Genomic DNA, 19,625 nt, shown 5'->3' with positions numbered 1-19,625 from the left:
GATGACGACCATGCAAACGCATTCGCCTGGCCTGTGGGCGCTCGCCTGGCGGCGCCTGTGCGCCGATCGCGTCGGGATGGCGGCGCTGGCCGTCGTCGCCGGCTTCCTGCTGCTGGTGCTGTTGTCCGCCACGGGCATGCTGGCCAGCGATTGGGAAGACGAGGTGGCGGTCAACTATGCGCCGCCAACGTTTGTTGGCGCCGATGCCACTGCGCGCGCGCTGGCCCAGGCCCAGCTGCCGCGCGCCACGCCGCCGAACGCCTTCGATCCGCTGGCTGCCGAGCTGGCCGAGCTCGAGGCGCAGGTGGCGCAGACCCATCCGCCTGTAGAAAAGCGCACGACCCTGCCGTTCGGCGCCGACAAATGGGGCCACGACATCGTCAAGAAGACCGTCAAGGGCGGCGAGACCTCGATCGTGGTGGGCCTGGTGGCGGCCCTGCTGGCGGTGGCGCTGGGCACCCTGTTCGGCGCCGTCTCGGGCTTTTATGGCGGCTGGGTCGACGACCTGTTCAACTGGTTCTACAGCATCTTCACGGCGATCCCGGCGATCCTCATGATCCTGACCGTGGCCGCCGTGCTCCAGCAAAAAGGCGTGGCCACCATCGTGCTGATCCTCGGCCTGACCGGCTGGACCGGGCCGTATCGCCTGATGCGCGCCGAATACATCAAGCACGGCGCGCGCGAATACGTGATGGCGGCCGATGCCATCGGCGCTTCCGCCTGGCAGCGCATGTTCGGCCACATCTTGCCCAATGTCTCGCACGTGGCGCTGGTGCAGATGTCGATCCTGGTGGTGGGTTTCATCAAGGCCGAGGTGATCCTGTCCTTCCTGGGCTTCGGCGTGCCGGTCGGCACCGTCTCCTGGGGCAGCATGCTCAACGAGGCGCAAAATGAACTGATCCTCGGCAAATGGTGGCAGTTGGCCGCCGCCGCCGGCGCCATGGCGCTGCTGGTGACGAGCTTCTCGCTGTTCGCCGATGCCCTGCGCGACGCACTGGACCCCAAGATCAAATGACCCTCACTATGACCCAGGAACCGTTGCTGCAAGTGCGAGACCTGCGCATTGCCTTTCGTACCGACAAGCACAACACCTTCGAGGCCCTGAAAGGCATCTCGTTCGACGTGCCGACGACCGGCACGGTGGCGCTGGTGGGCGAGTCGGGCAGCGGCAAGTCTGTCAGCTCGCTGGCCGTGATGGGCCTGCTGCCGGCGCAGACAACCGTCATCGATCCCGCTTCCAGCATCCGCTTCGCCGGCCGCGAACTGCTCGGCCTGCCCCTGCGCGAACAGCGCGCCTTGTGCGGCAAGGACATCGCGATGATCTTCCAGGAGCCGATGTCCTCGCTCAATCCGGTGTTCACGGTCGGCTTCCAGATCGGCGAAGTCCTGCGCCTGCACATGGGCATGACGAAGCGCGCGGCGCGGGCGCGCACCCTGGAGCTGCTGCATGAGGTCGGCATTCCCGATCCCGAGCGCAAGATCGACGCCTACCCGACCCAGATGTCGGGCGGCCAGCAGCAGCGGGTGATGATCGCGATGGCGATCGCCTGCGAGCCGCGCCTCCTGATCGCCGACGAGCCGACCACGGCGCTGGACGTGACGATCCAGAAGCAGATCATGGACCTGATCGCGCGCCTGCAGCGCGAGCGCCGCATGGCGGTGCTGTTCATCACCCACGACCTGGGGCTGGTGGGCGAGATCGCCGACCGCGTGATCGTGATGCGCCACGGCGAGGTGCGCGAGGAGGGCGAAGCCAGCCAGGTGTTCGGCGCCCCGGCCGACGCATATACCAAGGCCTTGCTGCATTGCCGGCCGTCGCTCGATGCGCGGCCGCTGCGTTTGCCGGTGATCGACGATTACCTGAGCGGTCGCATCGAGCCGGATCGGGCGCCGGCGCAGCGCGTGCGCGGCACGGCGCCGGACGACCAGCCGGTGCTGGTGGTCAATAAGCTGGCCAAGAGCTTCTGGCTGCGCGAAGGCCTGTTCGGCAAGCGCGAATTCAAGGCGGTCAAGGACGTTTCGTTCACCCTGGGCCGCGGCAAGACCCTGGGCGTGGTGGGCGAGTCGGGCTCGGGCAAGACCACGGTGGGCCTGACGCTGCTGCGCCTGCACCGCGCGAGCGGTGGATCGGCGCTGTTCGAGGGGCGCGACCTGCTGGCCATGTCCGACCGCGAATATCAAGCCTATAAACGCCGGATCCAGATCATCTTCCAGAATCCCTATGCTTCGCTCAATCCGCGTTTCACGGTGGGCCAGATATTGCTGGAACCGATGCGCATCCATGGCATCGGCGCGGGCGAGATGGAGCGCACAGCACTGGCGCGCCAGTTGCTGGGACGGGTGGGCCTGCCGGACGCCGCCTATGGCCGCTATCCGCACGAGTTCTCGGGCGGCCAGCGCCAGCGCATCGCGATCGCGCGCTGCCTGACCATGCGGCCCGAGATCCTGGTGTGCGACGAATCGGTGTCGGCGCTCGACGTCTCGGTCCAGGCCCAGGTGCTGAACCTGCTGCAAGACCTGCAGGACGAATACGGCATGAGCTATATCTTCATCTCGCACGACCTGTCGGTGGTCAAGTACATCTCGGACCAGGTGATGGTGATGCACCACGGCAGCGTGGTCGAGATGGCCGATTCCGACACGCTGTACCGCGACCCGCAGCACCCCTACACGCGCTCGCTGCTGGCGGCGATTCCGCGCGGTGTCTTGTAGAATTCGCTCATCCGTCCCCGGCGTTGCGCTTACGCCAAAGGGAATAGGGGGTGTTCCTGTGCCGACCACACAATTGCGCTAATATACAAAAATGCCCCAGCTAGCCGAACTCCTCCAAGTCTATGGCGTGCTGATCGTGTTCGGCATCGTCCTCGTCGAACAGTTCGGTCTGCCCATACCCGCCTACCCGGTCCTGATCGTGGCCGGCGCGCTCTCGGTCACCGCCGACGTGAGCTGGCAGATGGTATGGATGGCGGCCATCCTGGCCTGCCTGATCTGCGACGCCTTCTGGTTCCGCGCCGGCCGCTTCTACGGCAAGCGCATCCTGCGGCTGCTGTGCAAGATTTCGCTGTCCCCCGATTCCTGCGTCAACCAGACCGAAGACCGCTTCAGCAAGTTCGGCGTCAAGTCGCTGCTGGTGTCCAAGTTCGTCCCCGGCTTCAATACCATCGCGGCGCCGCTGTCGGGCGCCATGGGCGTCAACCCGCGCCTCTTCCTGCTGTATGCGGTGAGCGGCGCGGCGCTGTGGAGCGGCACCGGCATCCTGCTCGGCGTCTGGTTCCATAACAGCGTCGACGGCGTGCTCGATACGCTCTCGACCATGGGCAGCACGGCGCTGACGATCGTGGCCGGCCTGCTGGCCCTGTTCATCGCCTTCAAGTATGCCGAGCGGCGCCGCCACCGCTCGCGCAGTGCGATCGAGCGCATCGACATCGACGAGGTGCTGGCCCTGATCGACGCCGGCCACGATCCGGTGATCATCGATGCGCGCAGCCTGAGCGCGCAACAGATGGAAGCCGCGATCCCGGGCGCGGTGATCTTCAAGGCTTGCCAGCCCGAACACCTGATGGCCTCGCTCGACCGCGACCGCCACATTGTCGTCTATTGCAGCTGTCCGGACGACGTCACCGCCGCCGAAGTGGCGCGCCAGTTCATGGTCAACGGTTTCCACCGTGCCCGGCCGCTCAAGGGCGGGCTCGACGCCTGGAACGCCCAACGCGGCAACGATCCCGAGCTCGATCCGGCGACTTGCTGACCGGCACGCTGGCGGGCAGGTGGCGCGATTCTCTCCAACTGTCATAAAAAAGTAGTTCTACTACTTCGCGCTGATCGATGGGTGGCGTGTTTTCATCCATCCTGTTGCGGGTGGTGTACCTAAACTACAGAAAACACTTGTCTTCAGGGCAAAAAATTTAGTAAGCTTGGGCGTCTCTTAATCACGCTCCACCATGACTGCCTCCCCGCTCAGCTCATCCACCGACCGCTCCCACCGCGGCGGCGCCCGCCTGCTTGCCGATGTCGGCGGCACCAACTGCCGCTTCGTGCTGGAGCTGGGTCCGGGCCGGCTCGAGGCGGTCGAGGTGCTGCCTTGCGCCGACTATGCGACCCTGGGCGAGGCCATGCGCGCCTACCTGGGCAGCGCGGCGGTCAAGGCCTGCAGCGCGGCGCCGATTCGTCACGCCGCGATCGCCATCGCCAACCCGGTGAACGGCGACTATGTGCGCATGACCAATCATCACTGGGAATTTTCCACTGAAGCCTTGCGGCAGGAATGCGGTTTCGAGATCCTGCTGGTAGTGAATGATTTCTCGGCCCTGGCCCGTTCGCTGCCGCACCTGGGCGAGCAAAAACGCCAGGTGGGCGGCGGTACGCCGCAGCCGGACGCGGCGCTGGGCCTGCTGGGCGCCGGCACCGGCCTCGGCGTTTCCGGCCTGGTGCCGTGCGGCGACAGCTGGACCGCGCTGCGCAGCGAAGGCGGCCACGTCAGCTTCGCTCCCGTCAACGAGCAGGAAATCGCGATCCTGCAATATGCCTGGCGCGAGTTCGAGCATGTCTCGTTCGAGCGCTTCCTGTCCGGCGCCGGCGTCGAGCTCATCTACCGTGCGCTGGCCGATCGTGACGGCCGTCCCGGCGAGCGCCTCGGCGCGGCCGAGATCTCGCGCCGTGCGCTCACGGGTGAATGCGCACTGTGTGACGAGGTGCTGGAAGCCTTTTGCGGCATGCTCGGCACTGTGGCCGGCAATCTCGCCGTCACCCTCGGCGCCCAGGGCGGCGTGTACATCGGCGGCGGCATCGTGCCGCGCCTCGGGGAGCGCTTCGACCGTTCCTCGTTCCGCCGCCGCTTCGAGCAGAAGGGGCGCTTCGTCGGCTATCTGGCCGACGTGCCGACCTATGTGATCACCGCCGAGTACCCCGCATTCCTTGGCGTATCGGCGATTTTGTCGGAAAAACTGTCCGACTGACGCAAATAGGCGCGCATCGCAGCGCCGCCCCCTTGTCCGCTGCGGGGTTTTATCGGTTACAATGGCCGCCAGTTGGAAGAAACGACGTCGTCCGCTCGCGTGCCGCACTCTCGTGCAACACAAGTCGCTCCCCGGCGAAGCCCCGATCGCGGGCGTGCCTGAGAGACAGCAGAGTTTTGCCGAGTCTCGCCGAGTTCCTCGTTTCGCAATGAAGATCAACACCAGCGGCCCGTCGCGCAGGCGGGTTGCCCCTGTCGGGTTCCTTGCCCGCCATGTAATAGCTCCGGCGCTCAGCGCGCCGGGCCCACGGATTCCGGTTTCAGGCAGCAGAGCGCAGGCAAGGCCGGCGCATGGCATGCAGGCATGCGCGTCACTCGCATCGATGCTGTCCCGACCCCGATTGGCCGAATTGTTTGATTGACGACATCGCGATATGAATACTGACGAGGCCAAGAGAGTCCTCGAAACCGCCTTGCTATGCGCCCGCGAGCCGATGTCGATCCATGGCATGAAGAAACTGTTCGCCGAGGTCGACCCGCAAGGACGGCAGGTTGGCGCCGGCGTCGGCGCCGATACGATCAAAATCTTGCTGGAAGAACTGCGCCAGGACTGGGATGGGCGCGGCATCGAGATCGTCAGCCTGGCATCGGGCTGGCGCTTCCAGAGCCGTCCCGAGATGAAGCCCTATCTCGACCGCCTGTCGCCCGAAAAGCCGCCCAAGTATTCGAGGGCGACCCTGGAAACGCTGGCGATCATCGCCTACCGCCAGCCGGTCACGCGCGGCGACATCGAAGAGATCCGCGGCGTCGCGGTCAATTCGCAGACCGTCAAGATGCTGGAAGACCGCGGCTGGATCGACGTCGTCGGCCACCGCGAAGTGGTGGGGCGGCCGGCGCTGCTGGGCACCACGCGCCAGTTCCTGGACGACCTGGGCCTGGCCTCGCTGTCGCAGTTGCCGCCGCTGCAGCCGCTGGCCGAAGGCCCCGACAGCCGCAGCCTGGAAGCCCTCGAGGCGGCATTGAACGACAATTTTGACAAGGTGGGCGCCTCCGCGCCCGCCGACGATATAGATTTAGCTACTTCACCCGTTGAAGTTCCGATCCGCGACACGCTTGATGACGGGATTGCCGAGGCGGGTCAGCACAATAAAGACACGAACGATGAACCCAACTGAACAAAACGAGACCAAGCCTGTGGATGCAGGCGAGCCAGCAGCAGCCAAGCCGAAGCGTACGCGCAAGGCGGCTGCCGTTGCCGACACTGCGCCAGGCGAGGCCGTAGCGGCCGAGGCGCCGGCCAAGCCGAAGCGCACCCGCAAGGCGGCCGTCGCCGCCGAGCCGGTGACTGCCGAGCAGGCCGCGCCTGCGCCGGCCTTTGACGCGCCGGCGCCGAAGGCCCGCAAGCCGCGCGCCACCAAGGCCGCGAAAGAAGAGTCGGCCGCCGCGCCGGCAGCAGCTGAAGCGCCGGCCACCGCCGACGTCGCTCCGGCCCAGGAAGCGCGCAAGCCGCGCGGCCCGCGCCAGATGCGCGAAAAGCGCGCCGAACGCGAAGCCTTGCAGCAGGCCGCCGCGCCGGCTGTCGCCGAGCAGGCCGCTCCGGCGCCCGAAGCTGGCGTCGATGCTGCGCCGGAAGGCGAGCAAGAGGGTAATCAGGAAGGTAAGCAAGATGCGCGCGGCCGCGGCCAGCCCAAGCAGGGCAAGCGCGGCCAGCAAAGCGGCCGTCCGACCCAGCAAAGCGGTCGTCCAACCGAGGGCGGACGTCCGGCCAAGCAGATCGGCCGCGGCGGCAAGCAGCAGCCGCAGGGCAGGGGTGGCAAGCAGCAGCCCGGCAACGAAGCGGACAATGTGTTCTCCTTCGTGACCTCGGACGACTTCGACGCCAACGACGGCGCGCGCAGCAATGCGCCGGCCAAGCCGGTGCGCCGCGACCTGACCGCCGACGACGATGCGCCGAAGCTGCACAAGGTGCTGGCCGAGGCTGGCCTGGGTTCGCGCCGCGACATGGAAGACCTGATCGTCGCCGGCCGCGTGTCGGTCAATGGTGAGCCGGCCCATATCGGCCAGCGCATCCTGCCGACCGACGCGGTCCGCATCAACGGCAAGCTGATCCAGCGCCGCGTGAGCAGCAAGCCGCCGCGCGTGCTGGTCTACCACAAGCCGGCCGGCGAGATCGTCAGCCATGACGATCCGGAAGGCCGTCCATCGGTGTTCGACCGCCTGCCGACCATGAAGGCCGGCAAGTGGCTGGCCGTCGGCCGCCTCGACTTCAATACCGAAGGCCTGCTGCTGTTCACGACCTCGGGCGACCTGGCCAACCGGCTGATGCACCCGCGCTACAACATCGACCGCGAATACGCGGTGCGCACCCTGGGCGAGCTCGAAGAAGGCATGCGCCAGAAGCTGCTGTCCGGCGTCGAGCTGGACGACGGCAAGGCGGCGTTCTCGAAGATCCAGAACGGCGGCGGCGAAGGCATCAACCGCTGGTACCGCGTAGTGATCGGCGAGGGCCGCAACCGCGAGGTGCGCCGCATGTTCGAGGCGGTCGGCCTGACAGTTTCGCGCCTGATCCGTACCCGCTACGGCGCCATGACCCTGCCGAGCGGCCTCAAGCGTGGCCGTTGGGAAGAGTTCGAGGAAAACGACGTGCGCGCGCTGATGACGGCCTTCGGCGTCGAAAAGAAAGGCGCTGCCCCCGAGAAGCACGTCAAGGGCGGTCACAAGGGCAAGGGCCCGCGTCCGAACGGCATGCGCGCCGAGGTCAGCCATGGCGCCGAGCGCAGCAACGACCGCAGCAACGACCGCAGCGACGGCAATCGCATCGACCGCGCCGACGCCAACCGCAATGTCGATCCCTTCGGCCCGCCGGTGGCGCGGGTCGGCAGCACCCGTGGACAGGGCATCCTGAACGGCCCAGTGCCGGGCGGCAAGCCTGCCGGCGGTCGCCAGGGCGGCTTCGGCGGCCAGGGCGGCCAGGGTGGCGGCAAGGGCCGTGGCGCGGGCGCTGGTGGCGGCAAAGGCGGTGGCAATAGCGGCGCCAGCAGCAGCCGTCCGCGCCAGCCGGACCCGCTGCAGACCACTTTCGGCTTCGCCGGCAGCGGCGGTGGCGGTCGTCGTGGCGGCCAGGGCCCGCGCGGCTCGGAACACGGCCTGCCGCGCCGCGGCCGTCGCGGCTAAACGCGGCTTGACCGGCCTGCGCAAGGATGCGTAGGCCGCGCATCCGCCGCCCGATCAGCGTAAAATGTTTCGTAGTCCATATCATCTCGCCAACTGTTGTTTAAAATCTCATTTGTGGTATGGAGATTGCGAGAGAAGTGGAAAAGCAGTATAATTTGCAGCCTAATCGAAGTCCTTCCCGAATGTTGTATCCGCGAATCGAGATTCGCGTGACACTGGTGCAAGTGCTTTCATCTGGTTGGGTTGTAAGTACAAAAAGATGGGCAGATGCCCATTTTTTTTTTGGTAAATCGTTTTAAAGCCCTGGAGAAGTGCCGTGCAGCAGTTTGACTTAATCGCCACGACAGTCAGTGGACTCGGCTATGACCTCGTCGATGTGGAACGAGGCGAGCGCGGGATCCTGCGTGTATATATCGATTTCCCGGCTGCCGACGCGGACGACAAGGGCCCGATCACGGTCGAGGACTGCGCCAAGGTGAGCCACCAGCTGTCGCACGTGCTGACCGTGGAAAACGTCGATTACGAACGATTGGAAATTTCGTCGCCGGGCCTCGATCGCCCGGTACGGACCCTCGCCGATTTTGCGCGCTTCGCCGGCCATGAGTGCACGGTCAAGCTGCGCGTCGCGGTGCCCGGCAGTGATAACCGCAAGACGTTCACCGGTATCCTGCGCGGCGTCGAGAACGACAAGGTCGGTTTGGAATTTGACAGTAAGGATGGCCCGGCGTTGATGGAATTTACGCTGGCCGAATTGGACAAGGCACGTTTGGTGCCACAGGTGGATTTTAGGAGTCGCAAAGCATGAGTCGCGAAATTTTATTGCTGGTGGATGCGCTTGCGCGCGAAAAGAACGTCGACAAGGAAGTCGTTTTCGGTGCGCTCGAGTTCGCGCTGGCACAGGCCACGAAGAAGCGCTATGAAGGCGAAGTCGACATTCGCGTGTCGATCGATCGCGACACCGGTGAGTTCGAGACTTTCCGCCGCTGGCACGTGGTGCCGGATGAAGCGGGCCTGCAGCTGCCTGACCAGGAAATCCTGCACTTCGAAGCCAAGGAACAGATTCCTGATATCGAAGTCGACGAGTACATCGAAGAGCCGATCGAATCGGTTGATTTCGGCCGCCGTTTTGCCCAGGACACCAAGCAGGTCGTGCTGCAGCGCGTGCGCGATGCCGAACGCGAGCAGATCCTGCAAGACTTTTTGGAGCGCGGCGATTCGCTGGTGACCGGCACCATCAAACGCATGGAACGCGGCGATGCGATCGTCGAGTCGGGCAAGATCGAAGCGCGCCTGCCGCGCGACCAGATGATCCCGAAAGAAAACCTGCGCATCGGCGACCGCGTGCGTGCTTTCATCCTACGTGTGGACCGCAATATGCGTGGCCCGCAGGTGATCCTGTCGCGCACTGCGCCAGACTTCATCATGAAGCTGTTCGAGCTGGAAGTGCCAGAGATCGAACAAGGCCTGCTGCAGATCAAATCGGCAGCCCGTGATGCCGGCGTGCGCGCCAAGATCGCCGTGTTCACGGCCGACAAGCGCATCGACCCGATCGGCACCTGCGTCGGCATGCGCGGTTCGCGCGTGCAGGCCGTGACCGGCGAGCTGGGCGGCGAGCGCGTGGACATCGTGCTGTGGTCGGACGATCCGGCCCAGTTCGTGATCGGCGCCCTGGCTCCGGCGAATGTTTCGTCGATCATGGTCGACGAAGAAAAGCATGCGATGGACGTGGTCGTGGACGAAGAAAACCTGGCCATCGCGATCGGCCGTTCGGGCCAGAACGTGCGCCTGGCGTCCGAGCTGACCGGCTGGAAGATCAATATCATGACCGCCGAGGAATCGGCGAACAAGGTGGAACAAGAATCGGCCGCGATCCGCGCGCTGTTCATGGAAAAACTGGACGTCGACCAGGAAGTGGCCGATATCCTGGTTGAAGAAGGCTTCTCGAGCCTGGAAGAAATCGCCTACGTGCCAATTTCCGAGATGCTGGAAATTGAATCGTTCGATGAGGACACCGTCAACGAACTGCGCACCCGCGCCCGTGACGCGCTGGTGACCGAAGCGATCGCTTCCGAGGAAGGTCTCGAAGGCATGGAAGAAGCTCTGGTCAATCTGGAAGGCATGGACCGTACCGTTGCCGGCAAGCTTGGCCTGGCTGGCATCAAGACGGTCGAAGCATTCGCGGCACTGGCCTATGACGAATTCGGCGCCATCCTGGCACTGTCGTCGGACCGCGCCCGCGACCTGATCAAGAGTGAATTTAATGATGTGACCGACGACGAGATGAAACTGGTCGATGGCAAGTACGACGACCGGGCGAAAGCACTGCAGGCGAAAGCCTGGAGCCTGGTAGAAACGGCCAAAGCTTGAAAATTTCTTTATCATCTGTCGCGACACGTAGAAAAGAGGACTGAATGGCGAGTAACAACGTAGCCCAATTTGCCACCGAGCTGAAGATGCCTGCAGACCTGCTGCTGACCCAGCTGCGGTCGGCCGGCGTCGAGAAAAGCTCGACGTCAGATCCCTTGTCGAAAGATGATAAGGACAAGCTGCTGAACCATCTGCGCCGTACCCACGGCGCAGCCGATACCGGCGAGAAGAAGAAGATCACGGTGACGCGCAAGGAAACCAGCGAAATCAAGCAAGCCGATTCGTCGGGTAAATCGCGCACCATCCAGGTCGAAGTCCGCAAGAAGCGCACCTTCGTGCAGCGCGACGACCTGGTCACGACCAAGGCGGCCGAAGAACCGGTGATCGACCCTGCCGAACAGGCGCGCCGCGAGGAAGAAGCGGCCCGCCAGAACGAGCTGATCGCCCGTCAGGAAGCCGACCTGCGTGAAAAGCAGGAACGCCTGGCCAAGCTGGAAGCCGAAGAAAAGGCGCAAGCCGCGGCTGCTGAAGAGCAGGCCAAGCGCGAAGCTGCCGAACAGGCCAAGCGCGACGCCGCCGAAAAGGCCGCGATTGCCGCTGCCGCCAAGGAAGCTGCTGCCGGCAAGGAAGCCGCTGCTGGCGCCGACGAGGCTGCCAAGAAAGTTGCCGACGACGCCAAGGCGGCGAAAGAAGTCGCTGCCAAGGAAGCCGCCGAACGCGCTGCCGCCACCGAGCGTGCACGCAAGGCCGTGGCCGACGAAGTGGCGCAGATCAAGCTCATGATGAGCCAGCCGCGCCGCGTGATCAAGGCGCCGGAACCGGTGGCCAAGCCAGCCGCTCCGGCAGCTCCCGCCGGCACGCTGCACAAGCCTGCGGACAAGAAGCCGGGCGAAGTCAAGAAGGACGACGCCAAGAAGCCGGGCGACAAGAAGTCGATCAAGTCGGCCAATGTGTCGTCGACCTGGTCGGACGACAAGAAGCGTGGCGGCACCGGCCTGAAAACCCGTGGCGCACCTGCCGGCGGCGGTGGCCGTGACGGCTGGCGCAGCGGTGGCCGTGGCGGCCGTCGCGGTCATGGCGACGATCGTGAATCGAACTTCCAGGCGCCTACCGAGGCGATCGTGAAGGACGTCCACGTTCCCGAGACCATCACCGTGGCCGAACTGGCGCACAAGATGTCGGTCAAGGCATCCGAGGTCATCAAGCAGCTGATGAAGCTGGGCCAGATGTGCACCATCAACCAGGTGCTGGATCAGGAAACCGCGATGATCCTGGTGGAAGAGATGGGCCACAAGGCCTTCGCTGCCGCCGAGGACGATCCGGAAGCATTGCTGGCCGACCAGGGCGAGCACACCGAGTACGAGTCGAGCTCGCGCGCACCGGTGGTCACCGTCATGGGTCACGTCGACCATGGTAAGACCTCGCTGCTGGATTACATCCGTCGCGCCAAGGTCGCTTCGGGCGAAGCCGGCGGCATTACCCAGCACATCGGTGCATACCACGTGGACACCCCGCGCGGCATGATCACCTTCCTTGATACCCCGGGCCACGAAGCGTTTACCGCGATGCGTGCCCGTGGCGCCAAGGCGACCGACATCGTCATCCTGGTGGTGGCGGCGGACGACGGCGTGATGCCGCAAACCAAAGAGGCAATTGCTCACGCAAAAGCCGCTGGTGTGCCGCTGGTCGTTGCGATCAACAAGATCGACAAGCAGGGCGCCAACGCCGACCGCGTGACGCAGGAACTGGTTGCCGAAGGCGTGGTGCCGGAAGAATACGGTGGCGATTCGCCATTCGTGCCAGTGTCGGCCAAGGTCGGCACCGGTATCGAGGATCTGCTGGAACAGGTGCTGTTGCAGGCCGAAGTGCTGGAACTGAAGGCGCCGACCGAAGCCCCGGCCCGTGGCCTGGTGGTCGAAGCCCGTCTGGACAAGGGCCGCGGCCCGGTCGCGACGATCCTGGTGCAGTCGGGTACCTTGAAGCGCGGCGACGTCGTGCTGGCGGGTTCCTCGTTCGGTCGCGTTCGTGCCATGCTGGACGAGAACGGCAAATCGATCGCCGCAGCCGGTCCGTCGATCCCGGTCGAGATCCAGGGCCTGACCGAAGTGCCGAGCGCCGGCGAAGAAGTCATGGTCATGGCCGACGAGCGCAAGGCGCGTGAAATCGCCCTGTTCCGTCAAGGTAAGTTCCGTGACGTGAAACTGGCCAAGCAGCAAGCCGCGAAACTCGAGAACATGTTCGAGCAGATGGCCGAAGGCGAAGTCAAGAACCTGCCGCTGATCGTCAAGACCGACGTGCAGGGTTCGCAGGAAGCGCTGGTCGGCTCGCTGCAGAAGCTGTCGACTTCCGAAGTCCGGGTGCAGATCGTGCACGCCGCGGTCGGTGGCATCACCGAGTCGGACGTCAACCTGGCAACCGCATCGAAGGCAGTCATCATCGGCTTCAACGCCCGTGCCGACGCCCAGGCGCGCAAGCTGGCCGAAGCGAACGGCGTCGACATCCGTTACTACAGCATCATTTACGATGCGATCGACGAGATCAAGACCGCACTGTCGGGCATGCTGGCGCCGGAGAAGCGCGAGACCATCACCGGCCAGGTCGAGATTCGCCAGGTCATCCTGGTGTCGAAGGTCGGCGCGATCGCGGGCTGCCTGGTCACCGATGGCGTGGTCAAGCGTACCTCCTCGGTCCGCCTGCTGCGCAACAATATCGTGATCTGGACCGGCGAGATCGATTCGCTGAAACGCTTCAAGGACGACGCGAAAGAAGTGCGCGCCGGTCTCGAGTGCGGTCTGTCGCTGAAGGGCAACAACGAAATCCAGGTCGGCGACGTCCTGGAGGTGTTCGAAGTCACCGAAGTGGCGCGTACGCTGTAAGTCACGCCGTTGGCGTACCATGGGGGCCAGGACGCTTCGCGGCAATGCCGCGGAGGGCCTGGCCCTTTTTTATCCGTACAGGAGCGGGGCGGCCACCGGCCCGAGCACGTCGTTCCCGCGAAGGCGGGAACCCAAGTTTGTTCGCTTGACCGCTACCCGCAAGCGCAGCTGCTGAGCTAAGAAACTTGGGTCCCCGCCTGCGCGGGGACGACGCTAACAAAAGAATAAAGTAGTGAACCATCATGGCTAAACACAGTAAAAGCATTCCACAGCGCGGCCTGCGCGTGGCCGACCAGATCCAGAAGGATTTGTCGGAACTCATCGCCTTCGAACTGAAGGACCCGCGCGTCGGCATGGTCACGATCAGCGAAGTCCAGCTGACCCCGGATTACGCCCACGCCAAGATCTATTTCACCCTGCTCAAGGACAGCGCGGAAGACGTGCGCCAGACCCTGGAAGGCTTGAACAAGGCGTCCGGCTACCTGCGCAATATGTTGGGCAAGCGCCTGCACATCCATACGCTGCCGTCGCTGCACTTCCTGCACGACACCTCGACCGTGCGCGGCCTGGCGATGTCGGCCCTGATCGACCAGGCCAACGCGACGCGCGCCAAGGACGATCCCGAATCGCAGGAAGCAGCCGACCCGGCGGAGAAAGAGTGAACGGACGTCCCGCGAAAAAACCGCGCGACCTCGTCGATGGCGTGCTGCTGCTCGACAAGCCGGTCGGACTGTCGTCGAACGACGCCCTCATCAAGGCCAAGCGCGTGCTGAACGCGAAGAAGGCCGGCCATACCGGCACGCTCGACCCGTTCGCCACCGGCTTGCTGCCGCTGTGCTTCGGCGAAGCGACCAAGTTCTCGCAAGACCTGCTCGAGGCCGACAAGACCTATGAAGCCACGGTTCACCTCGGCATCATGACGACGACCGGCGACACCGAAGGCGAGGCGATCGAGACCCTGCCGGTCGACGTCACGATCGAGCAGATCGAGGCGGCGCTGGCGCGTTTCCGCGGTCCGATCCAGCAGGTGCCGCCGATGTATTCGGCGCTCAAGCGCGACGGCAAGGCCCTGTACGAATACGCGCGCGAGGGCATCGTGCTCGAGCGCGAGGCGCGGCCGGTGACCATCCACGCACTGTCGATGATGGCCTACGATGCGCCATTCCTGAAGATCCGCGTCACCTGCAGCAAGGGCACGTATGTGCGCGTGCTGGGCGAGGACATCGGTGCCGCGCTCGGCTGTGGAGCGCACCTGAACGCGCTGCGCCGGATCGAGGTCGGTGCGCTGGACGTGACCGGCATGATCACGCTGGACGATCTGCTGGCCCATCCCGATCCCCTGTCGCTGCTGCGGCCGGTGGACGCGCTGCTGTCGACCTTCCCGGCCATCGAGCTGACGCCGGAACTGGCGAAGCGCTTCCTGCAGGGCCAGCGCCTGGCCCTGGGCAAGGAGAACGTCGCCGTGCCGGAGCAGCAGGGCAGGGTGCGCATCTACCACGACGGCCGCCTGCTCGGCACCGGCCAGTTGGGCGAGTATGCAATCCTGGCGCCGGAGCGCCTGATCTCGACCGCGGCGCCGGCCTGACTTCTTGCGCGAGCCTTGCCTGAGCGCATGTCACGCGCCTGTCACCGGCAGCGGCTAAGCTGCTGCGGTGACGACGCGCCGGCAGTCCGCCAAAAAAACGTGTCTTTCCCGCGCAAGATTCAGACTGGGCCGCTTCCCATGCTATACTAGTCGGTTTCCGAAATCTGTTTCAGTAAGCGGCAGCATCGGACTTGCAGTTCCAGTACATTCTGTACTCCACGCTACTTCTCAAAAATCATGTCAAACACCAAACGCGCGATTCGTAATATCGCAATCATTGCCCACGTTGACCACGGCAAGACCACGCTCGTCGACCAACTGCTGCGTCAGTCCGGCACCTTCCGTGAAAACCAGGCCGTGGACACCCGCGTGATGGACTCGAACGATCTCGAGAAAGAGCGCGGCATTACCATTCTGTCGAAGAACTGCGCCGTCGAGTACGAAGGCACCCACATCAACATCGTCGACACCCCAGGCCACGCCGACTTCGGCGGCGAAGTCGAGCGCGTGCTGTCGATGGTCGACTCGGTGCTGCTGCTGGTCGATGCGCAGGAAGGCCCGATGCCGCAGACCCGCTTCGTGACCCGCAAGGCGCTGGCCCTGGGCCTGAAGCCAATCGTCGTCGTCAACAAGGTCGACCGTCCGGGCGCGCGCGCCGACTGGGCCATCAACCAGACCTTCGAACTGTTCGACAAGCTGGGCGCGAACGACGAGCAGCTGGACTTCCCGATCGTCTATGCATCGGGCCTGAACGGCTATGCCGGCCTGGACGAAAGCGTGCGCGAAGGCGATATGAAGCCGCTGTTCGACGCCATCCTGAAATACGTGCCGGTGCGTGACGACAACCCGGACGGCCCGCTGCAGATGCAGATCACCTCGCTCGACTACTCGTCGTACGTCGGCAAGATCGGCATCGGCCGCGTCAACCGCGGTACCGTCAAGACCGGCCAGGATGTGCTCATCCTGAATGGCCCTGATTCGACCCCGATCAAGGGCCGCATCAACCAGGTGCTGAACTTCAAGGGCCTGGAGCGCGTGCTGGTCGACTCGGCTGTTGCCGGCGACATCTGCCTGATCAACGGTATCGAAGACATCGGCATCGGTTCGACCGTCTGCGCCGTGGACACGCCGGAAGCGCTGCCGATGCTGACCGTCGACGAGCCGACCCTGACCATGAACTTCATGGTCAACAACTCGCCACTGGCCGGCCGCGAAGGCAAGTTCGTCACCAGCCGCCAGCTGCGCGAGCGCCTGGAACGTGAACTGAAGGCCAACGTCGCACTGCGCGTGCTGCCGACCGACGACGACACCACCTTCGAAGTCTCGGGCCGCGGCGAGCTGCACCTGACCATCCTGCTGGAAAACATGCGTCGCGAAGGCTTCGAGCTGGCGGTGTCGCGTCCACGCGTCGTGTACAAGATGGTTGATGGCGTCCGTCAAGAGCCATACGAGAACCTGACCGTTGACGTCGAAGAAGCCAACCAGGGCGGCGTGATGGAAGAACTGGGCCGCCGTCGTGGCGACCTGCAGAACATGGAGTCGGACGGTAAAGGTCGCGTGCGTCTGGAATACCTGATCCCGGCCCGTGGCCTGATCGGCTTCCAGGGCGAGTTCATGACCCTGACCCGCGGCACCGGCCTGATGAGCCACGTGTTCCACGAATACGCTGCCGTCGACAACAGCAAGGGCGAACTGGCTGGCCGCCGTAACGGCGTGCTGATCTCGCAGGACGACGGCGCCGCCGTGGCCTACGCGATCTGGAAGCTGCAAGACCGCGGCCGCATGTTCGTCGAGCACAACACCCCGGTGTACGAAGGCATGATCATCGGCATCCACTCGCGCGACAACGACCTGGTCGTCAACCCGATCAAGGGCAAGCAGCTGACCAACGTGCGTTCGTCGGGTACCGACGAAGCAGTGCGCCTGGTGCCGCCGATCCAGATGTCGCTGGAATACGCCGTCGAGTTCATCGAGGACGACGAACTGGTCGAGATCACCCCGAAATCGATCCGCCTGCGCAAGCGCTACCTGAAAGAGCACGAGCGCAAGAAAGCCAGCCGCGAGGCGTAAGCAATCACTCAGGGGCGGTTCGCCGTCCCTGGACGAAAAAAATCCCGCTGCATGCAGCGGGATTTTTTTTGATTCGAGATGCCTTATGCCATGTAATCGAACAGCGACATCGGCCGCCCCGCACCGCCGCCGAACAACAGCCCGTTGCCGCTGCCGGCCATCTGGTATTGCTGGGCCATGAGCGTGGCCTGGCGGGTCACGGTGTCGATCACCTTGTCGCGCTGGTCGAGCAGGCGGTCGCGCTCGCGCAGCACGCTGGCCGCTTCCACGCCCAGGGTGCCGCTGGTGCCGATCTGCTTGTCGACCTGGGCCACCAGGCGATCGGCCAGGCCGCCCTTGTCGCTGAATACCTTGTTGGCGCGCGCCGGATCGGCGGCGATGGCTGCCTTGAGCTTGTCCTCGTCCAGCGCCAGTGCGCCATCCTTTTGCGTGATGCCAAAAGCCGCCAGGTCACGCACACTGCTGCTGTTGACGATGTTGCCGATCTGGGCTTTCATCCGCAGCAGCGTGGTGTCGGAGCGGGCATCGCCCGTTTCCAGCTTGCCCAGCTGGGTGTTCAGCTCATTGAAGGCCTTGACGAAATCCTTCACGTTGCCGGCAATCGCGGCCGGATCGCTGCGCACCTCGACCTCGCTTTTACCGGTCTCCTTGAGGGTCAGGTTCAGGCCGGGGATGGCTTCGGTGACCGAGTTGGTGGCGGAGGTGACGGTCTTGTCGCCGACCACCACGCGCGCATCCTGGGCCGCGGCCACCTGCTGCATGGCGCCTTCCTTGCCCGGCTGGTAAGCGAGCAGCCCTCCCAATACCGGGTCGCCGGCGACGCTGATGCGCATGCCGTTGGCGGCGCCCGTCTCGCCGGTCAGGCTCAGCGAATAGCCGTCGCCATTCTTGGCGACCTCGGCATCCAGGCCGGCCTCGCGCATGGCCTTGGCAATGCCTTCGAGGCTGCTGTCGTTCGGATCGATGTGCACCGTGGTCTTCTTGGCATTGGCGCCGGATCCGGTTTCGACCGTGATCGTGCTGGCGCCGCCAGTGCCCAGCGCCGCATCCTTGTCCGCCACCGCCTTCGTTTGCAGCTTCTGGCCCTGGGCCAGTTGCTGGACGTCGACCGTGTACTTGCCGGGCGTGGCGGAAGCGGCGCTCAGCTTGGCCGTCAGGGCGCTGCCGCTGGCGGTCGCGAGCATGTCGAGCTTGCCGCCGGTAAGGCCGGCCGCGACCGAGCGGAAGCCGTCCAGCGCCAGCGCCATCTTGCCGATGGATGACAGGCGCGCGTCGTCGCGCTTGACCTGGGCGTCGAGGACTTTCAGGCCGGGATTCTGGGCCAGCAGCGATTGCGTCAGGTTGGTGCGGATGTCGCCGTATTGCCTGGCGGCGGGCTGGGACGCGAGTCCCGTGGTGGAAGTTGTCAGCATGGCTCGATAATCCTGGTCGGGAATGTCGTGCAACCGGAGGTTGCTACCCTTGCTTTATCGCATGAAAAGGCGATCGTGAACAGTCATCGATTGTATCGGTGGCCGGAACGGTCAAGTCCCGGCCACCGGGGACTGGCCTAGCGCAGGCCGAGCAGGGCGGTCACCCGGTCGCGGCTGACGCCGACCAGGGCCGAGGTGATGGCCAGCAGCGAATCGTAGTCGTGGCTGGCGGCGGTGGCGGTGAAATCCTGGGCGATCATGGCCAGTTCGGCGCTCGGGATCTCGGGCTGGGTGTTGCGCGCCATGGCGGTGCTCAGCGCCAGCGAGGCCGCGTCTTGCGAGCGGCGCACCCGGGCCAGCGCCTGCACCACTTCGCGCAGGCTCTGGCGCAGGGCGTCGGGGTTGCCCAGCTCCCAGTTCTGCGGGTCGAGGGCGGCGGGCAGGGGCATCGTGTCGACCCGGCCGCGGCCGGTCACCGCGATCGCGTCCTTGATGCCCGTGAACGTCGATTCGCGCGTGGTAAACACCAGCTCGCCTCCCTGGTCCAGGCCCGCGCGTACCTTGACCGGGGCCAGGGTGCGGTCGAGGCGCTGGGCGATTTCTTCGGGCGTCATGCCGGGCTCGATCGTGGCCGCCAGCTGTGGGCCGCCGGCGCTGCCGACCGAGAAGCCCATGGTCTGGGTGCCGCCGCTGCGCAGGGTGGCGATGTTCAGGCCCTGGATCCGGAAACGCTGCTGGGCGCCGGCCACGGCGTCGAAGTCGAGCGCGGCGTCGACGCCGTCGCCGGCCTGCTGGCGGCGGCCTTCCAGCGCCGCCGTAAGCTGGCGCACCCGCGCCTCGAGATCGCGCGAGGCGGCCGCGCCGCGGCTCGACAGGCGCGTGCTCAGGTCGGCCTTGAGCGACTCGAGCTGGCTGGCCATGCGGGCCAGGTAGTCGAGCGCCTGCTGGGCCCGTGCGACCTCGCTCTGCAGGTTCTGGTTCATGCCGACGCCGCGCCGCAGCGGGCTCGAGGTCGGCGGAGTGCGGGTGATCGCGCGGCTGTCGGCGTCGAGCGGTGGCACGGCGTGGGCCCTCCCGGTGGCCGAGGTGCTCTGGGCGCCGGTGTTGCCGCTGACGACGGTGCTGTTAGCGGTGGCGCCCGAGGCGGTCGGGCTGGCGGCGGCTGGTCTGGAGAGTGCTTCCATGGC

At 65.1% G+C, this 19,625-nt stretch carries 14 protein-coding genes; 12 read left to right on the top strand and 2 right to left on the bottom strand.

Going from position 1 to position 19,625, the window contains the following annotated elements:
* Position 1 precedes the first annotated feature (1 nt).
* The 12 genes from SOM28_RS11330 (at position 2) to typA (ending at position 17,026) form a co-directional block, all read left to right on the top strand.
* Complete coding sequence (locus tag SOM28_RS11330) at positions 2-1,015, top strand: ABC transporter permease (protein WP_370663562.1); 1,014 nt, start codon at positions 2-4, stop codon at positions 1,013-1,015.
* The gene (locus SOM28_RS11325; protein WP_320468162.1) at positions 1,012-2,712 is read left to right on the top strand and encodes an ABC transporter ATP-binding protein; all 1,701 of its coding nucleotides are present in this window, start codon (positions 1,012-1,014) and stop codon (positions 2,710-2,712) included. Before SOM28_RS11330 ends, SOM28_RS11325 begins: the two co-directional genes overlap by 4 nt.
* A 91-nt stretch (positions 2,713-2,803) precedes the next feature.
* Positions 2,804-3,748: a VTT domain-containing protein gene (locus SOM28_RS11320; RefSeq protein WP_123071869.1), complete on the top strand. Its 945-nt coding sequence runs from the start codon at positions 2,804-2,806 to the stop codon at positions 3,746-3,748.
* Positions 3,749-3,941: 193 nt separating this feature from the next.
* Positions 3,942-4,955: a glucokinase gene (locus tag SOM28_RS11315; RefSeq protein ID WP_320468161.1), complete on the top strand. Its 1,014-nt coding sequence runs from the start codon at positions 3,942-3,944 to the stop codon at positions 4,953-4,955.
* Positions 4,956-5,388: 433 nt separating this feature from the next.
* On the top strand, positions 5,389-6,129 hold the full coding sequence (gene scpB, locus SOM28_RS11310) for an SMC-Scp complex subunit ScpB (protein ID WP_123071871.1): 741 nt from the start codon (positions 5,389-5,391) through the stop codon (positions 6,127-6,129).
* Positions 6,116-8,128: a 23S rRNA pseudouridine(2605) synthase RluB gene (gene rluB / locus SOM28_RS11305; protein WP_320468160.1), complete on the top strand. Its 2,013-nt coding sequence runs from the start codon at positions 6,116-6,118 to the stop codon at positions 8,126-8,128. The genes scpB and rluB overlap by 14 nt, the downstream gene beginning before the upstream one ends.
* Before the next feature lie 316 nt (positions 8,129-8,444).
* Positions 8,445-8,933: a ribosome maturation factor RimP gene (gene rimP, locus SOM28_RS11300; protein ID WP_123071873.1), complete on the top strand. Its 489-nt coding sequence runs from the start codon at positions 8,445-8,447 to the stop codon at positions 8,931-8,933.
* Positions 8,930-10,495 (top strand): transcription termination factor NusA, encoded by a 1,566-nt coding sequence (gene nusA, locus SOM28_RS11295; protein ID WP_123071874.1) that lies wholly within the window; start codon positions 8,930-8,932, stop codon positions 10,493-10,495. Before rimP ends, nusA begins: the two co-directional genes overlap by 4 nt.
* A 44-nt stretch (positions 10,496-10,539) precedes the next feature.
* Positions 10,540-13,371 carry a translation initiation factor IF-2 gene (infB, locus tag SOM28_RS11290; RefSeq protein WP_320468159.1) on the top strand — a complete coding sequence of 944 codons (2,832 nt, stop codon included), beginning with the start codon at positions 10,540-10,542 and terminating at the stop codon, positions 13,369-13,371.
* Positions 13,372-13,613: 242 nt separating this feature from the next.
* Positions 13,614-14,033, top strand: a complete 420-nt coding sequence (rbfA, locus tag SOM28_RS11285; RefSeq protein WP_123067678.1) for a 30S ribosome-binding factor RbfA — start codon at positions 13,614-13,616, stop codon at positions 14,031-14,033.
* Entirely contained in the window at positions 14,030-14,956 is a 927-nt protein-coding gene (truB, locus tag SOM28_RS11280) for a tRNA pseudouridine(55) synthase TruB (RefSeq protein ID WP_320468158.1), read from the top strand. The genes rbfA and truB overlap by 4 nt, the downstream gene beginning before the upstream one ends.
* 237 nt (positions 14,957-15,193) lie before the next feature.
* Complete coding sequence (typA, locus tag SOM28_RS11275) at positions 15,194-17,026, top strand: translational GTPase TypA (protein ID WP_123067676.1); 1,833 nt, start codon at positions 15,194-15,196, stop codon at positions 17,024-17,026.
* Between the two features lie 83 nt (positions 17,027-17,109).
* Here typA and fliD read toward each other — a convergent pair whose 3' ends face one another.
* On the bottom strand, positions 17,110-18,438 hold the full coding sequence (gene fliD / locus SOM28_RS11270) for a flagellar filament capping protein FliD (RefSeq protein WP_123067675.1): 1,329 nt from the start codon (positions 18,436-18,438) through the stop codon (positions 17,110-17,112).
* A gap of 137 nt (positions 18,439-18,575) precedes the next feature.
* Positions 18,576-19,622, bottom strand: a complete 1,047-nt coding sequence (locus tag SOM28_RS11265) for a hypothetical protein (protein ID WP_320468157.1) — start codon at positions 19,620-19,622, stop codon at positions 18,576-18,578.
* Between the last annotated feature and the right edge of the window lie 3 nt (positions 19,623-19,625).

It is taken from the genome of Massilia sp. CFBP9026, from assembly GCF_034045165.1.
GTDB classification, from domain to species: Bacteria; Pseudomonadota; Gammaproteobacteria; order Burkholderiales; family Burkholderiaceae_D; genus Telluria; species Telluria arenae.
This window is presented reverse-complemented; position numbering and strand designations above follow the sequence as displayed.